Source organism: Micromonospora chalcea, assembly GCF_028768405.1.
Classification (GTDB): Bacteria; Actinomycetota; Actinomycetes; order Mycobacteriales; family Micromonosporaceae; genus Micromonospora; species Micromonospora chalcea.
In genome coordinates, this window is the sequence record NZ_CP118233.1 from 257,607 (window position 1) to 272,994 (window position 15,388).

The 15,388-nt window shown below is 72.1% G+C and carries 9 protein-coding genes, 3 pseudogenes and 1 riboswitch; of the genes and pseudogenes, 9 read left to right on the forward strand and 3 right to left on the reverse strand.

The genetic code is table 11. From position 1 onward, the window contains the following. The first annotated feature begins 221 nt into the window (after positions 1–221). The 4 genes and pseudogenes from PVK74_RS01225 to PVK74_RS31115 all read left to right on the forward strand — a co-directional run. Entirely contained in the window at positions 222–2,336 is a 2,115-nt protein-coding gene (locus tag PVK74_RS01225) for a DNA gyrase/topoisomerase IV subunit B (protein ID WP_210868851.1), read from the forward strand. 32 nt (positions 2,337–2,368) lie between these two features. Next, positions 2,369–2,857 (forward strand): annotated as a pseudogene (locus tag PVK74_RS31105) (DNA gyrase subunit A); the annotation flags it as partial. Then, positions 2,837–3,670, forward strand: a pseudogene (locus PVK74_RS31110) (LAGLIDADG family homing endonuclease); the annotation flags it as partial. The pseudogenes PVK74_RS31105 and PVK74_RS31110, both read left to right, overlap by 21 nt. Positions 3,671–4,063: 393 nt before the next feature. Continuing rightward, a pseudogene (locus tag PVK74_RS31115) lies at positions 4,064–6,145 on the forward strand (DNA gyrase subunit A); the annotation flags it as partial. 637 nt (positions 6,146–6,782) lie between these two features. Here the strand turns inward: PVK74_RS31115 and PVK74_RS01235 are convergent. The 3 genes from PVK74_RS01235 to PVK74_RS01245 form a co-directional block, all read right to left on the reverse strand. Next, positions 6,783–8,120: a uracil-xanthine permease family protein gene (locus PVK74_RS01235; RefSeq protein ID WP_043325123.1), complete on the reverse strand. Its 1,338-nt coding sequence runs from the start codon at positions 8,118–8,120 to the stop codon at positions 6,783–6,785. Between the two features lie 95 nt (positions 8,121–8,215). Next, the gene (locus PVK74_RS01240; RefSeq protein WP_064447542.1) at positions 8,216–8,827 is read right to left on the reverse strand and encodes an alpha-ketoglutarate-dependent dioxygenase AlkB; all 612 of its coding nucleotides are present in this window, start codon (positions 8,825–8,827) and stop codon (positions 8,216–8,218) included. A gap of 66 nt (positions 8,828–8,893) precedes the next feature. Next, positions 8,894–10,219, reverse strand: a complete 1,326-nt coding sequence (locus PVK74_RS01245; protein ID WP_166456415.1) for a polysaccharide pyruvyl transferase family protein — start codon at positions 10,217–10,219, stop codon at positions 8,894–8,896. Between the two features lie 148 nt (positions 10,220–10,367). Between PVK74_RS01245 and PVK74_RS01250 the strand changes: the two genes are divergently transcribed. From PVK74_RS01250 to PVK74_RS01270, 5 genes are all read left to right on the forward strand, one after another. Continuing rightward, positions 10,368–11,576, forward strand: coding sequence for an acyltransferase family protein (locus PVK74_RS01250; RefSeq protein ID WP_113973220.1), 1,209 nt, complete (start codon positions 10,368–10,370; stop codon positions 11,574–11,576). Positions 11,577–11,656: 80 nt separating this feature from the next. Then, positions 11,657–11,989, forward strand: coding sequence for a hypothetical protein (locus PVK74_RS01255; RefSeq protein ID WP_274477967.1), 333 nt, complete (start codon positions 11,657–11,659; stop codon positions 11,987–11,989). 139 nt (positions 11,990–12,128) lie between these two features. Further along, positions 12,129–12,893 carry a hypothetical protein gene (locus PVK74_RS01260; RefSeq protein ID WP_274477968.1) on the forward strand — a complete coding sequence of 255 codons (765 nt, stop codon included), beginning with the start codon at positions 12,129–12,131 and terminating at the stop codon, positions 12,891–12,893. 300 nt (positions 12,894–13,193) lie between these two features. Beyond that, a riboswitch (cyclic di-AMP (ydaO/yuaA leader) is annotated at positions 13,194–13,334 on the forward strand. Positions 13,335–13,540: 206 nt separating this feature from the next. Continuing rightward, entirely contained in the window at positions 13,541–14,374 is an 834-nt protein-coding gene (locus PVK74_RS01265; RefSeq protein ID WP_064447544.1) for a C39 family peptidase, read from the forward strand. Positions 14,375–14,636: 262 nt separating this feature from the next. Then, positions 14,637–15,383, forward strand: coding sequence for an alpha/beta fold hydrolase (locus PVK74_RS01270; protein WP_069089958.1), 747 nt, complete (start codon positions 14,637–14,639; stop codon positions 15,381–15,383). Positions 15,384–15,388 lie beyond the last annotated feature (5 nt).

Below are 15,388 nucleotides of genomic sequence, written 5' to 3' on the forward strand. Positions count from 1 at the left end.
GGGCGTCAATGCCCTGACACCTGCGACGGGTCGCCGGGGAAGACATCGGGCGTGCGGATCGTTGTGCCGCCTGGACGCCCCGTCCGCCCGCCGGACCGCCGTACGCGGCGGCGGCGCGGACCCGGCCGCGAGGCCGATCGCGCAACGCACCGCCCCGGTACCGCCGACCTGTCAGGGCATCCGGCTAGGCTCGCTCCGGCGCGCCGCGCCCGGCGATCATCGTGGGGGAGTCACACGGTGAACGGCACCACACCGCCGAGACCTGGGAGTACGACCAGTTGACCGCACAGCCTGAGACCCTCTACGGGGCCGACGACCTGACGCACCTGGAGGGCCTCGACGCCGTCCGCAAGCGCCCCGGCATGTACATCGGCTCGACCGACAGCCGTGGCGTGGGTCACCTCGTCAACGAGATCCTCGACAACTCGACCGACGAGGGTGTCGCGGGTCACGCCACCACTGTCGACGTGATCCTGCACGCCGACGGCTCGGTCCAGGTCGACGACGACGGCCGCGGCATCCCCACCGACGTGCACGCCAAGTCCGGCATCTCCGGCGTCGAGCTGGTGCTCACCCGCCTGCACGCGGGCGGCAAGTTCGGTGGCTCCGGCTACAAGACCTCCGGCGGCCTGCACGGCGTCGGCGCCTCCGCGGTCAACGCCCTGTCCCGCCGCTTCGACGTCACCGTCCGGCGCGGCGGCAAGATCCACGCGATGTCGTTCCGCCACGGCGTGCCGGGCGTCTTCGACGGAGCCGGCCCCGACGCGCCGTTCACCCCCGGTCCCGGCCTGCAGATCGTCGGCGCGATGAAGCGCGGCCAGCGCACCGGCACCTCGATCCGCTGGTGGCACGACCCCCGCTACTTCGAGACCGGCGCCGCGCTCGACACCGAGGCGGTCCGGCTCAAGCTGCGCAACACCGCCTTCCTCGTCCCCGGCGTGGCCTACCGGCTGCGCGACGAGACCGGCGAGGAGCCGGTCGAGGAACGCTTCCACTTCCCCAACGGCCTGACCGACATGGTGGAATACCTCGCCCCGGCCGGCGACCGGCCGGTCTCCGGCACGCTGCTGGTCACCGGCGAGGGCACCTACCGGGAGAACGCCGCCGACGCCAACGGCGTCATGCAGTCCAACGTGCAGCGCCGCGCCGAGGTCGAGGTGGCGTTCCGCTGGGGCACCGGCTACGAGCGCACCGTCGAGTGCTTCACCAACACCATCCGCAACGCCCACGGCGGCACCCACCGCAAGGGCTTCGAGCGGGCGCTGGCGCGTACCCTCGCCGACGCCGCCCGCAACGCCCGCGGCCTGCTCAAGCCCAAGGAGGACGCGCCCACCCTGGACGACGTCCTGGAGGGCATGACCGCCGTGGTGCACGTGCGCATCCCGGAGCCGCAGTTCACCTCGCAGACCAAGGACGAACTGTCCACCGCCGGCATCACCAAGGTGCTCCAGGGCCTGATCGAGGCGCACCTCAAGAGCTGGCTGGACGACCGGCGCACCAAGGCCGAGGCCCGGACGGTGCTCCAGAAGATCGTCGACGCGGCCCGGGTACGGCTCACCCAGAAGCAGCAGAAGGACGCAGCCCGCCGCAAGACCGCGCTGGAGGGCGCGGCCATGCCGGCCAAGCTCGTCGACTGCCGGGCCGCGGGCATCGAGAGAAGCGAACTGTTCATCGTGGAGGGGGACAGCGCCCTCGGGACAGGGCGCCTCGCGCGGTCCTCCGAATACCAGGCGCTGCTGCCGATCCGCGGCAAGATCCTCAACGTGCAGAAGGCCAACCTCCAGCAGGTGCTGGACAACGCCGAGTGCGCCGCGATCGTGCAGGTGCTCGGCGCCGGCTCGGGCCGCACGTTCGACCTGTCCTCCCTGCGCTACGGCCGGGTGCTCATCATGGCCGACGCGGACGTCGACGGCGCGCACATCCGTACCCTGCTGATCACGCTGTTCGCCCGGTACATGCGGCCGCTGATCGAGGCCGGGCGGCTCTTCGCGGCGATGCCGCCCCTGCACAAGATCACCACGAAGGGGCGCAACCCGCAGACCGTCTACACCTACACCCAGGCGGAGATGGAGGCGACGGTCCGCAAGCTGGAGAAGTCCGGCAAGCAGATCGTCACGCCGATCCCGCGCTTCAAGGGCCTCGGTGAGATGGACGCCGACGAGCTGTGGGAGACCACCATGAACCCGGCCACCCGGGCGGTCCGCCGCATCACGCTCGACGACGTCGACGCCGCCGAGCGGATCCTCGAACTGCTCATGGGGGAGAAGGTCGAGCCCCGCCGCAACTGGCTGATCGACTCCGCCGACCGGGTCGACCGCGACGCCATCGACGCCTGACCAACGGGTTCGTCTCGGAAGGAAACCGCACCATGGCACGCCGCAAGGACGACCGCGCGAAGGCGGATCTGGCCGCCTTCGACCAGGCCGGCGCTCGCGTCTTCGACAACCCGCTGGTCACCGAGGTCTCGGACTCCTACCTGGAGTACGCGTTCTCGGTCATCCACTCCCGCGCGCTGCCCGACGCGCGCGACGGGCTCAAGCCGGTGCACCGGCGGATTCTGTGGTCGATGTACGAGCAGGGCCACCGGCCGGACCGCGGCCACGTCAAGAGTGCTCGAATTGTCGGGGATGTGATGGGAAAGTACCATCCGCACGGCGACACCGCGATCTACGACGCGATGGTGCGGCTGGCACAGGACTTCTCGCTCAACGTCCCGCTCATCGACGGGCACGGCAACTTCGGCTCGCCAGACGACGGCCCGGCTGCGGCGCGCTACTGCGTCGTGGGTGACACCCGGATCCGCCTGGCCGATGGCAGCAGCCCACGAATCGGTGATGTGGTCGACCTGCCGCCGAACAGCGAGGCGGAGGCCGATTTCGAAGTCCTCGACAAGGACGGCAAAGCGGTTCGCGTCAACAAGGTCTTCAACTCGGGCGTCCACCCGACGCTCCGGATCACGACTGAGACCGGATTCTCCCTCCGTGGTAGTGAGAATCATCTGGTTCTCTGCCTCGAAGCTCCGGTGGGTGTCCCTGTCTTCCAGTGGCGTCGGCTCGACGAGGTGACGCCGGGCTCGGTGGTCTGTATCGCGCGGAACGCATGGAAGCAGGTCGTCCCCACCGCTCGCGAATACATGCTCGGCGTGCTCGGTGGCGCCTGGGTCTCTGAAGGCTTCGCGAGCGAGTCGCGGGCAGGATTCAGCAATACCGATGAGCATTTCTTCGGCGAGGTCCTGCATGCCTACGACCAGGTCGTGGGTGGACGACGCTACGTCAGCGACCGGCACACGCGCCGAGACCGTCGCCGCATACACGAACTTGACGTCCAGGACGTCGCCGGCGGGATGGAAGCCTTTCGGGCGAGCCCACTCGCCGAGCTGATCGGTCACCAGGCGAGGGACAAGTTCGTGCCGGAGTTCGTCTGGGCAGGGGGGTGGGGCATCAAGCGGGCCTTCCTGATGGCCCTCTTCGAAGGCGACGGCGGAGTCCGCGTCGCCAACAGCAGCTTCACCATCCAGTACACCAGCTACAGCGAGCGTCTGACTCGGGAGGTCCAGGAACTGCTCGCGGAGTTCGGCGTGATCGCCTGTCGACGCCACTACACCCGGCCCAGTGGCTCGGTGGAGCACCGCCTGGTGGTTTCCGGGACGCGAAACATCAGGGCTTTCGCAACTCGTGTCGGCTTCCTCCGTACCAAGCAGGCGGTGCTGGCCAAGATGCTGCGGCATGCGCCGCTGCGCCCGCATCGGCTTAGTCAGGACCACGTCCCCTTTGTGGCCGACTACGTGCGCAGCAGCATCGACTTCGATCGTCGGGGCAGCGGACGCAAGTGGCTCACCAGCCACAACTTCGATCGTGTCGAGCGGTGGGAAACCGAACGACTCCGCATCATCGACCGCATCAAGGACACCGAGATCCTTGCCACGATCCTGCCCGTGATGGATGCGGGCTATCGGTACGAGAAGGTCGTCGCGGTCTCTCCTGACGAGCCGGCGGAGGTCTATTCCGTTCGAGTGGAATCCGCCGACCACTCCTTCCTGGCCGGTGGTTTCGTCAACCACAACACCGAGGCCCGGATGTCCCGGGAGGCGATGCTGCTCACCGGCGAGCTGGGTGAGGACACCGTCGACGTCGAGCCGAACTACGACGGCTCGCTGACCCAGCCCACGGTGCTGCCGGCGGCGTTCCCGAACCTGCTCGTCAACGGCGCATCCGGCATCGCGGTCGGCATGGCCACCAACATGATCCCGCACAACCTCGGCGAGGTCGTCCAGGCCGCCCGCTGGCTGATCAACCACCCGGACGCCACGCTCGACAAGCTCATGGAGTTCGTGCCCGGCCCCGACCTGCCCACCGGCGGGCTGCTGCTCGGCCTGGACGAGGTGCGCCGCGCGTACGAGACCGGGCGCGGCGTGGTGCGCATGCGCGGGCGGGTGGAGATCGGCCCGCTGGAGGGCAGCCGCGGCCGGCAGGCCATCACCGTCACCGAGCTGCCGTACGGCGTCGGCGCGGAGAAGGTCATCGCGGCCATCACCAACGAGGTGAACAAGACCAAGCGGCTCACCGGGATCGCCGACGTCAAGGACCTCACCGACCGGGAGAACGGCACCCGTCTGGTGGTCGAGTGCAAGGTCGGCGTCAACCCGCAGGCGCTGCTGGCCGACCTCTACCGGCTCACCCCGTTGGAGCAGTCCTTCGGCGTGAACAACCTGGTGCTCGTGGACGGGCAGCCGCGCACCCTCGGGCTCAAGGAACTGCTCGACGTGTTCCTGGCGCACCGCTACGAGGTGGTGACCCGGCGCAGCGCGTACCGCAAGCGCAAGCGGGAGGAACGCCTGCACCTGGTCGACGGCCTGCTGATCGCCCTGCTCGACATCGACCGGGTGGTCAAGCTGATCCGCGCCAGCGAGGACGCCCAGGCCGCCAAGGACGGCCTGATGCAGAAGTTCAAGCTCTCCGAGATCCAGGCGAGCTACATCCTGGACACTCCGCTGCGCCGCCTGACCAAGTACGACCGGCTGGAGTTGGAGGCCGAGCAGGAGAAGCTGCGCGGCGAGATCGCCGAGCTGTCGAAGATCCTGGACGATGACAAGGTGCTTCGGAAGGTGGTCTCCGACGAGCTGGCCGCGGTGGTCAAGCAGTTCGGCGCGCCGCGGCGCACCACGCTCGTCGACGGCGACCTCAAGGAGGTGCTCGCCGCCTCGGTGCCGGCCGGCCCGCTGGAGGTGGCCGACGACCCGTGCCAGGTGATCCTCTCCGCCACCGGGCTGGTGGCGCGGACCGCGGCCGAGTCGGAGGAGGCCGCCGAGGCGCGCCGGCGCAGCGGCCGGGTCAAGCACGACGCGGTACGCGCGATCGTGCACTCCACCGCACGGGGCCGAGTGCTGCTGGTGACCAGCGCCGGGCGCGCCTTCAAGATCGACGTGTTGCCGTTGCCGGTGCTGCCGGAGCAGTCCGGCACGGTGTCGCTGCGCGGCGGCATGTCGGCTGCGGAACTGGTGCCGCTGGAGCCGGGCGAGACGGTCGTCGGGCTGGCCCCGCTGGGGTCGTCCGCGCAGGGCTCACCCGGGCTGGCGCTCGGCACCCGGGCCGGCGTGGTCAAGGTGTGCGCGCCGGACTGGCCGGTCCGCTCCGACGAGTTCGAGGTGATCTCGTTGCGGGACGGCGACGAGGTGATCGGCGCGACCTGGCTGACCGACGGCGCCGAGACACTGGCGTTCGTCTCCTCGGAGGCGTCGCTGCTGCGCTTCGCCGCCTCGGTGGTACGCCCGCAGGGGCTCAAGGGTGGCGGCATGGCCGGCATCAACCTGCCCGCCGGGGCGCGGGCGGTGTTCTTCGGCGCGATCCGCACCGACGACACGGCGCACGGTGAGCCGATGGTGGTCACCTCGACCGGCGCCACGGTGAAGGTGACGCCGTTCAAGGCGTACCCGGCGAAGGGCAGGGCGACCGGCGGCGTACGCGCGCAGCGGTTCCTCAAGGGTGAGGTGGAGCTGTCGGTGGCCTGGATCGGCCCGCGGCCGGTGGGCGCGACCGCGACCGGCGACCCGGTGGAGCTGCCGCCGGCCGACCCGCGCCGGGACGGCTCCGGTTTCGCCGTGATGCTCGGCCCGACGGTGGTGGGTCACCACATCGACCGCGACTGACGAGCCAGCTGGGGGAGGGCGGCGGGAGACCGCCCCCTCCCGCCCCGACGCGTTGATCAAGGAGTTTGCGGACTCTTCGTGTCCTCTGCAGTCCCTAAACTCCTTGATCACCGAGGTGAGCGCGTCAGCGGGCCGGGCACCCGGAGCTGCTGACGGGATCCGTGCGCTCGTGTGCCCGGCTGCACCCCCATCGCGCGTTGATCAAGGAGTTAGCGGCCTTTTCGCGCTCTCTGCAGGCCCTAAACTCCTTGATCAACGCGCCCGGGCACTCCGGGGGCAGGGCTGCCCCAGGGGTAATGGGGCACATTCCGGGTGTTTTGGCGGAAGACCTCGGCCCTGCACGGTCGATCATGAGGTTAGCGGCGACAAAACGGACACCGGGCGCCGCTAACTTCATGATCGACGTGGTTGAGGGCTGGCTGGCCCTGGCTGCGAGGGCGTCGGGCCGCTGGGGCACCCGCGCGATCTTGCACTTCGGGCCCTCTGGGTGTCCCGCTCGCGTGGGCCGGCCCCAATCGCGCGCCAAGTGGTCCATTGATCATGAAGTTGGCGGGTGTGAGTCGGACAATTTGCGCCGCTAACCTCATGATCAACGAGGCCGGGCCGGGCCGGGCGGAAGGGGAGGAGAGGGGAGGGGTCAGAGTTCGGGGTCGGGGGACTGGCGGGACTCGGGCGTGGTGCCGCGCAGCCGCGCGATCAGGCGCATCCCGTGGTAGATGATCAGGGCGGCCGCCGTGCCCAGCGCGATGCCGTTGAACGACAGGTCACCGGCGGTCAGCGTGTAGTTGGCGGCGCCGATGATCACCGCCACCGCCGCGGTGAACAGGTTGATCGGGTCGTGGAAGTCGACCCGGCTCTCGATCCAGATCCGGGCGCCCAGGATGGCGATCAGGCCGTACAGCGCGGTGGTGGCGCCGCCGAGCACGCCGGCCGGGACGGTGAGGATCAGCGCGCCGAACTTCGGGCACAGGCCGAGCAGGATCGCCGTGCCGCCGGCGATCCAGTACGCGGCGGTGGAGTAGACGCGGGTCGCCGCCATCACGCCGATGTTCTCCGCGTACGTGGTGGTGCCGGAACCGCCCCCGGAGCCGGCCAGCACCGTGGCGACGCCGTCACCGAGCAGCGCCCGGCCCATGTCGCGGTCGAGGTTGCGGCCGGTCATCGCGGCGACCGCCTTGACGTGCCCGGCGTTCTCCGCGATCAGCACCAGGATCACCGGGATGACCAGCACGACGGCGCGCGCGTCGAAGCTCGGCGTGTGGAACTCGGGGAAGCCGACCCAGGCGGCCTGCCGCAGCCCGCGTACGGCCTGCTGGTCGAGGTTGCCGGTCAGCGCGGCGAGCACCCAGCCGACCACCACGCCGACGAGGATCGACAGCCGCGCCACGAAGCCGCGGAACAGCACAGTGGTGAGCAGGATCGCGACGAGCGTGACCACAGCGATCAGCGGCTGCGCCTTCACGCCGGTGCCGGCGCCGCCGCCGTCCCAGGCCACCGGCGCGAGGTTGAGGCCGATCAGCATGACGATCGCGCCGGTGACCACGGGCGGCATCAGCGCGTCGATCCAGCGGGAGCCGGCCACCTGCACCACCACGCCGACGAGCGCGAGCGCGACGCCCGCGACGACGATGCCGCCGAGGGCCGCGCCGATGCCGCCGTCGGTCTTCGCGGCGAGCACCGGCGCGATGAACGCGAACGACGAGCCGAGGTACGAGGGCAGCCGGTTGCCGGTGATCAGCAGGAACAGCAGTGTGCCGAGCCCGGAGAAGAGCAGCGTGGTGGCGGGCGGGAAGCCGGTGATCAGCGGGACGGTGAAGGTGGCGCCGAACATGGCGACCACGTGCTGCACGCCCACGCCGACGGTGCGCGGCCAGGAGAGCCGTTCGTCGGGCGCGACCACGTCGCCGGGGCGTACCTGGCGGCCGTCGCCGTGCAGCGTCCACGGGGACCAGCGGGAGGTGGGGGACTGGGTCATCGGTCGCCCTTCGCGTCATCGGGTGACGGGGGCGTGATCGACCCTGGGAGTTGTTTCTAGCACGTGCCCAGCGGCGATGTGGGCCCGGCCCGGGCTCAGGCGACGCCGGTGGGACGGAACTGGACGCTGACGCGGGGGCCGACCGGGCGGGTGGTCTTCGGTACCGCGTGTTCCCAGGTGCGCTGGCAGGAGCCGCCCATCACCACGAGGTCGCCGTGGCCGAGCGGGAACCGCAGGCTGCCGCCGCCTCCGCCGCGAGGGCGGAGCAGCAGCGCGCGCGGGGAGCCGAACGAGACGATCGCCACCATGGTGTCGGTGTGCGCGGAGCGGCCCAGCGTGTCGCCGTGCCAGGCCACGCTGTCGCGCCCGTCGCGGTAGAGGCACATGCCGGCGGTGACGAACGGCTCGCCCAGCTCGGGCGCGTAGTGCCGGGTGAGCGCGTCGCGGGCCGCGGTGAGCACCGGGTGCGGCAGCGGCCGGCCGGCGGCGTACCAGCAGAGCAGCCGGGGCACGTCGACAGCGGTGTCGTACATGGTGCGGCGCTCGGCCCGCCAGGGCACGTCGTGGCGCAGCGTGTCGAGCACCGCGTCGGAGCCCCGGACCCAGCCGGGCAGGTGGTCGACCCAGGCGCCCCGGCTCAGCTCGTGGCGGCGCACTGCCCCGGCGAGCGGGCCCAGGGTCGGGCCCTGCTCGGCCAGGTCGAGCATCGAGGGCTGGTACGCGACGTCGGGCACGCCGCCGATCGTACCCTGTTTAGAACAGGCGTACGACGATCAGCGCCGCAGCATCCGGCGGACCTTGCCCGGGACGGCCTGCTTGATCCGCTCCCGGAGCTGCTGCGAGCGCAGCGCGTCGATGGTCCCGGTGAGCTTGGCGTTCTCGTCGCGCAGCCGCTCGATGCGGGTCAGCAGCTCGGCCGGCGGGGTGGTGGCAGCGGGCCGGACGGCCGGCGGGAACACCGTCTCGCGGACCCGCTGGTCGAAGCGGGCGGCGCTGTCGTCGTCGTCGAACGAGATGCCGAGGTCGTGCTTGCGCAGGAACGCGGTGATGGTCTCGAAGCGGGCCTTGTGGCCCTCGGTGAGCGCGGTGTAGTCGGCCTCGGCGTAGAGGTCGGCGGCGTCCACGTCGGCCGGCACGTCGCGCATGATCCGGTGCGGGATGTCGAAGTAGCGGGCCAGTTCCAGCGTGCGCGAATCGTGCGCGAACAGGTAGCCGGGCGTGCCGGCGACGAGCGCGGTGATGGTGCCGTGGATACGGGTGCCGAACGCGAAGTCGTACCCGGAGAGGTGGTCCATCCAGGTCCACGGGTCGACGAACATGCGCACCTTGTCCTCGACGAACAGTGGGTGCGAGGTGTGCAGCGGGATGTCGCTGCTCTGGCCGCGGTGCTCGGGCGCGTCGCCGTAGAGCAGGGTGCCGAGCGTCCGCAGGTCCTGGGGCACGTAGCACAGGTTCGGGTAGCGCTCGTGGTGGTGGCGGACCACCGAGGCCATCGAGCGGACGTACGGCGAGATGGTGAGCGCGACCTTCGACTCGGCGGTCAGCTCCGGCTGCTTCTTCGCCAGCTGGAACGTGTCGCCGTGCAGGAACATCGACGGGCAGCCGATCTGCTCCACGTCGGAGAAGCCGAGCGTGTTCAGGTAGCTCGCGGTCACCTCGCCGCGTACGCCGATGCTGTGCGACCGGTCCAGCACGGCCTTGCAGAACGCGCGCACCGGCTCGTCGATCGGGCGCAGGTACTCGCGGTCGCCGTCGACGTTCGTCTGCACGCCGACACCGAGCACCACCACCGGGATCTTCAGCCGTTCGATCAGCCGGGTCAGCGGGGCGAGGCGGTGCACGAAGCTGCGACGGAAGGCGTTCGCCAGCGGTACGACGAACACGTCGTACCGCTCGTTGATCTCGTCGGCGAGGCGCGGGTCGGCCGGGGTGCGGGTCGCGGTGATCTCCGCCGCGGAGGTGGCCAGCAGCTTGTGCGCGGCGTGGCTGAAGACCAGGTTTCCGCTGTTGTCCCCGATCCAGTTGCCGGCGAACGTCTCCTCCGGCGTGAGGACGTCGAACGGGCCCTTGCGGGCGCGGAGCAGGATCCGCTGGTGCATCCGGTTCGCTCACCTTCCGTACGGCACGGCGTGCCGGCGGGCGTCGCCCGCGCGTGCAGGAACGGAAATCCTATCCGCCGTCCCTGGGTGACCCGGCGGCCGTCGGCTCGCCGGGAACGTCCCGGTACTCCGGGGTAGGGTGCCCGGAATGACCAGCGCGCCGACTGTCACCCGTGCCCCGCGCCTGCCGTCGCTGACCGGATTGCGGTGGATCGCCGCGCTGCTGGTCTTCGGTTTCCACGCCGGGACCATGGGGATCGTCGCCGAGCCGCACCTGAAGGCGGTGGTGGACAAGGCGTTCAGCCTCGGCCTGTCCGGCGTCGAGTTCTTCTTCATCCTCAGCGGGTTCGTCCTGGTCTGGTCGTACCGGGACGGGGAGCGGGCGTGGACGTTCCTGCGCCGACGGCTCGCCAAGATCTACCCGAACCACGTGGTGACGTTCGTGGCGGCGCTGGCGGTCGCGGCCTGGTTCGCCGACCCGGTCCTGCCGTGGGCGGCGATCGGCAACTTCTTCCTGGTCCAGGCGTGGATCCCGCTGAACGGCTACTTCTACAGCGTCAACAACGTGAGCTGGTCGCTCTCCTGCGAGCTGGCGTTCTACCTGTGCCTGCCGCTGGTGGTGCCGTGGCTGCGCCGGGCCCGTACCGGGGTGCTGCGGACCGTGCTGGTCGCGGCGCCGCTGCTCATCCTGGCGCTGTGGCCGGGCCAGCAGCTCGTGCCGGAGGAGCAGCGGTGGTGGTTCACCCAGATCTTCCCGGTGACCCGGTCGCTGGAGTTCTGGATGGGGGTGGCCGCCGCCGAGCTGATGCGCCGCCACCGCTGGCGCGGACCGAACCTCGCGGTCGCCACCGGCCTGTTCGTCACCACCTGGGTGGTCGCCGCGCTGTGGATCCCGGCCGAGTTCTGGGCGGCGCTGCTCGCCGTGGCGTACCTGCTGGTCATCGCCGCGGCGGCGGACGCCGACGTGCGCGGCCGGCCCACCCCCTGGCGGTCCCGGCCGATGATCTGGCTCGGTGAGGTCTCGTTCGCCTTCTACCTGGTGCACGTGCTGGTCATGGTCACCGTGCTGCGGCTGACCGGGGACTGGGGGACCGGCCTGCCCGGCTGGCGGGGGCCGCTGGCGGTGCTCGGCTTCCTGCTGCTCACGCTCGCGCTGGCCGCCGCGCTGCACCGCTGGGTGGAGGTGCCGATGATGCGCCTGCTCGGCCCGTCCCGCCGGGCCCGCGCGGCGTCGCGCGCACCGGCCGTGCCGGCTCCGCGCGGGCCCGCCGAGGGCGCGGCCGCCGACGGCGGCGCGCGGTCCGTCTCCGGTCCGGCCGAGGACATCGAGTACGCCGGGCGGCGTCGCCCGGACTGACACGCGCACACGCCGGCCGGTCGGTCCGCGACACGCCGTGCGGCGGTGCGTCAGTGGGGGTTCGGCGGTAATTTGTACCCGTGCTTCCGATCGCGCTCACCTGCCCCGTGTGGTGGGTGGCGCGCTGGACCGCCCGGATGCTCGCCAGTCTCGCCGTGGTCGTCGCCTGTTCGTTCGGCGCGGCCACGCTGCCGACCGCCGCGGCCCCGGCCGCCGCGCCCGGCCCGGCGTACGTGAGCACGCCGGCCGCCCCGCGACCGGAATCCGACCGCGCCGCCGAGCGGCAGGCCCGTCCCGACGGCGCACCCGCGCCCGCCGCACGGGCCACCGACACGCTCCCGAACGACCCGCAGCCGGTCCCGGCCGGCCGGATCACCGCGCCGGTCGGCCTGCGGGCCCCGCCCGCCCGCTGATCCGCCCACGGGCCGCGCCCGTCACCGCACCCACCGAACGTCATCCCGCACCCGCCCTTCGCCGGCCCGGCAACCCCGCGCCGCGCCCCGACCGGCCGTGCGGAGTCTCCCGCCAGGTTCTTCCCGTGAGGTGCCGACCATGTCGCAGACCGCTCTCTACCACTTCCTCACCGCGGTCCCCGAGGCCGCCGCCATCTGGTCCTTCCTGATGCTGCTCGCGTTCGGCCTGCTCGCCGCGCTGGTGGCCCGGCCCGAGCGCGACGGCGTCGCCGAGGCTGCCGCCGATCCGGTGGACCAGGACGCCGCGCGCCGCGACGACCTCGTCCGGTACGCCGAGGAGGTGGCGGTGGCCGCCGCCGGGGCCGCCCAGACGGCCCGTCGCCGCCGGGAACGGTGGCTGGCCGCGCAGGACGAGGCGGAACGCGCCTGGACCGCGTACGACGAGGCGGACAGCGCCGCCCGCCGCCTGGCCGGGGCCGCCGCGCTGGCCGCCCCGCGCACCCCGCGCACCCCGGCGGAGTACGCGGCCCGGGAGCGCTGGCTGCACCACGCCGCCATGACGGCGCACTGGCGCGGCGACCTGTCCGCCCGGCAACTCGCCGACGTGCTGGCGCGCCGCAACGGGTGGGACCCGCGCCGGCACCCGGCCGAGCAGGAGATCGTGCTGGCCCGGGCCGTACGGGACCGGCGCCGGGCCGGCTGGGAGAGCGCCGCCGAGCGGGAGCGGCAGGCGTGGCGGGACGCCGAACTGGCCGCCGAGGCCGCCCGTACGCTCGCCGCCGAGGCGTACGCGGCCACCCTGGCGGTGCGGCCCGCCCCGGTGTCCCGCGGCGCGGCGACGATCCCCCTGCCGGTCGGCGCGTTCGTCCGCAACGCCCGCTGGCGTCCGGCCCGGGTCGGCTGAGGCGACCGAATTGTTACCCGGAATGTGGTGAGCCGGCTCACCCCCGGCGCCGAAACGGGCGTGGAGCGCAGAACGGGCCAATGAGCCGCGCCATTGCCGGTCACGCGCTCGCCGTCTGTCCCCTTTTCGCCTCCCGGGCGCCGTCACCACCGCTTGTCCCATTGAGTGAAGTGAGTAACCGGCTGTTCCGAAATCCGTTACCGGGGATCATGTTTACGCAGGTGGGAGCGCTTGGCAGGGGCAGTACCCGCCGGTAGTGTCGGCGCGTCCGGTGCGGTAACCGATCGCAGAAGGCGACGCCGCGCCGACCCGCCTAATCGTGTCATCACGAACCGGGGAACCATGAGCACCATCGGGGTGAATCCGCGGCCACTGCCGCGGTAGGGCGTACTTCCCGCCCGAATCCGTCAGCTAACCCGGTCGGCGGCCACGGAAGGAGTCCCATCCTCGTGCCCACCCCTCGATCGTCCCCCCGCCTCCACGGCTCCGCGGTACCCGCGCTCGCCTGACGCGACCGGCAAACCGCCCCTGGGCGCCCGGCATCGCGGGCGTACCCGTTCCCCCGGCCCATCCGGCCTGCCAGCACGTGTGAACCCCTCCACGTGCCGGGCCGGCGTGTGCCGATCACGCCCCCCGTGGAGGATTTCGTGAAGCACCACCTGAAGCGTCAGCTGCGGCGGATCGCCACCGAACGCCCGTACCAGATCATCGCCGGATCGGCCGCGGCGCTCGTGCTGGCCGCCGGCGCCGGCACCGCCCTCGCCGCCGGTGAGGACGCCCCGGTCCAGCAGGAGAACACCGCCTCGGTCGCCGAACTCGGCGCACGGCTCGGCGAGCCCGCCAGCCGCAGCGAGGCGCGTATCGGCGTCCCGCCGGCGTCGCCGAGCGCCGAGCCCAGCAAGTCGCCCAGCGCCTCCCCGTCGGCGAAGAAGGCCGCGGCGGACCCGGACGTCACCAAGGCCGCGCCGAAGCCGCCGTCGAGCAAGACGCTGGACTACGACTACCAGGCGCAGATCAACTACTACTACTGCGGCCCGGCCGCCGTGCGCAACGCGCTCAGCGCCACCGGCATCGAGCGCAGCCAGGACGCCCTCGCCGGCCCGCTCGGCACCACCGAGATGGGCACCAACTCGGCCGAGGACACCACGCGCGTGCTCAACCAGCAGGTCAAGGGCAACCCGTACCGGACCCGGATGATTCCCGGCTCGGCCAGCCCGGCCCAGATGGACCGGCTTCAGGCCGACGTGGTCGAGGCGATCAGCAACGGCCGGGGGGTCGTCGCGAACGTCGCCGGCACCGCCACCGACACCAACGGCGGCTGGCACTCGTTCCCCGGCGGCCACTACGTCGCGGTGATCGGCTACAAGGACGACGGCCGGACCGTCCGGATCGCCGACTCGGCCGACCCGTCGCTGCCGTCGTACTGGCTCACCACGATCGACCTGGCGCACTGGATCGCCAGCCGCGGCTACTCCGCCTGACCCTCCGCACCCCCGGAAGGCCGGCACCCCTCCCGGGGCGCCGGCCTTCCCCGTCCCCACCCGCCCTGGCCCGCCGCCCTCTCGGCGCGTCGATCTTGGACTTGTGGCGCCTGGTATGCCCGGCTCGCCCGCTATGGAAGGCACCACAACTCCAAGATCGGCGGCGAGGGCGAGGGCGGGGGCGGGGGCGGGGTGGGGCGTGGGGGCGGGTCGGGCGGGTTCGGTCTCGCGTGTCCGGGGCGGGCGGTGGCAGACTGCGCCAATGGGCGATGCGACGGGGAACCGGCACCTGATTCTCCTGCACGGCATGGGCGCCACCGGCGAGGTGTGGCTGCCCTGGGCGCCGCTGCTGGAGCGCCGCTGGCCCGGGCGCTGGCTCGCCCCCGACCTGGCCGGCCACGGCTGGTCGCCGCCGCTCGACGGCTACTCGTTCGACGCCCTGGCCCAGCGCGTCGCGGACGGGCTCGGTCCGCTCCGGCTGGGCCCGCACGACCGGCTGGTGCTGCTCGGGCACTCGCTCGGCGGGGTGGTGGCGCTGGCGCTCGCGGCCCGGCAGCGGGCTCTTCCGGTGGACGCGGTGGTGGGGCTCGGCATCAAGGCGGTCTGGTCCCCGGCCGAGCTGGCGAAGGCGAGCGAGCTGGCCGCCCGGCCGGTCACCTGGTTCGCCACCCGGGACGAGGCGGCCCGCCGCTACCTGCGCGTCTCGGGGCTGGCCGGGCTGTTCGCCCCGGACCACCCGGTGGTGGAGGCGGGGCTGCGGCGGGTCGACGGCCGCTGGCGGCTGGCGATGGACCCGGCCGCGTTCGCGGTCGGCGAGCCTCGGCTGCCCGCCCAGCTGGCCGCGACCGGCGTGCCGGTGCTGCTGGCCCGCGGCGAGCAGGACCCGATGGTGAGCGACGCGCAGCTCAAGGAGCTGGGCGTGCCGGTGGCCACCCTGCCCGGCCTGGGCCACAACGCGCACGTCGAGGACCCGGCCGCCGTGCTCGCCCTGCTCGACGCGTACCTGTAGAGCGG

Excerpts from the sequence above, each read along its gene's own strand:
- PVK74_RS01235 (WP_043325123.1), bottom strand. The coding sequence starts at position 8,120 with ATGACCCAGTCCCCCACCTCCCGCTGGTCCCCGTGGACGCTGCACGGC.
- PVK74_RS01240 (WP_064447542.1), bottom strand. The coding sequence starts at position 8,827 with ATGCTCGACCTGGCCGAGCAGGGCCCGACCCTGGGCCCGCTCGCCGGG.
- PVK74_RS01245 (WP_166456415.1), bottom strand. The coding sequence starts at position 10,219 with ATGCACCAGCGGATCCTGCTCCGCGCCCGCAAGGGCCCGTTCGACGTC.
- PVK74_RS01250 (WP_113973220.1), top strand. The coding sequence starts at position 10,368 with ATGACCAGCGCGCCGACTGTCACCCGTGCCCCGCGCCTGCCGTCGCTG.
- PVK74_RS01260 (WP_274477968.1), top strand. The coding sequence starts at position 12,129 with ATGTCGCAGACCGCTCTCTACCACTTCCTCACCGCGGTCCCCGAGGCC.
- PVK74_RS01270 (WP_069089958.1), top strand. The coding sequence starts at position 14,637 with ATGGGCGATGCGACGGGGAACCGGCACCTGATTCTCCTGCACGGCATG.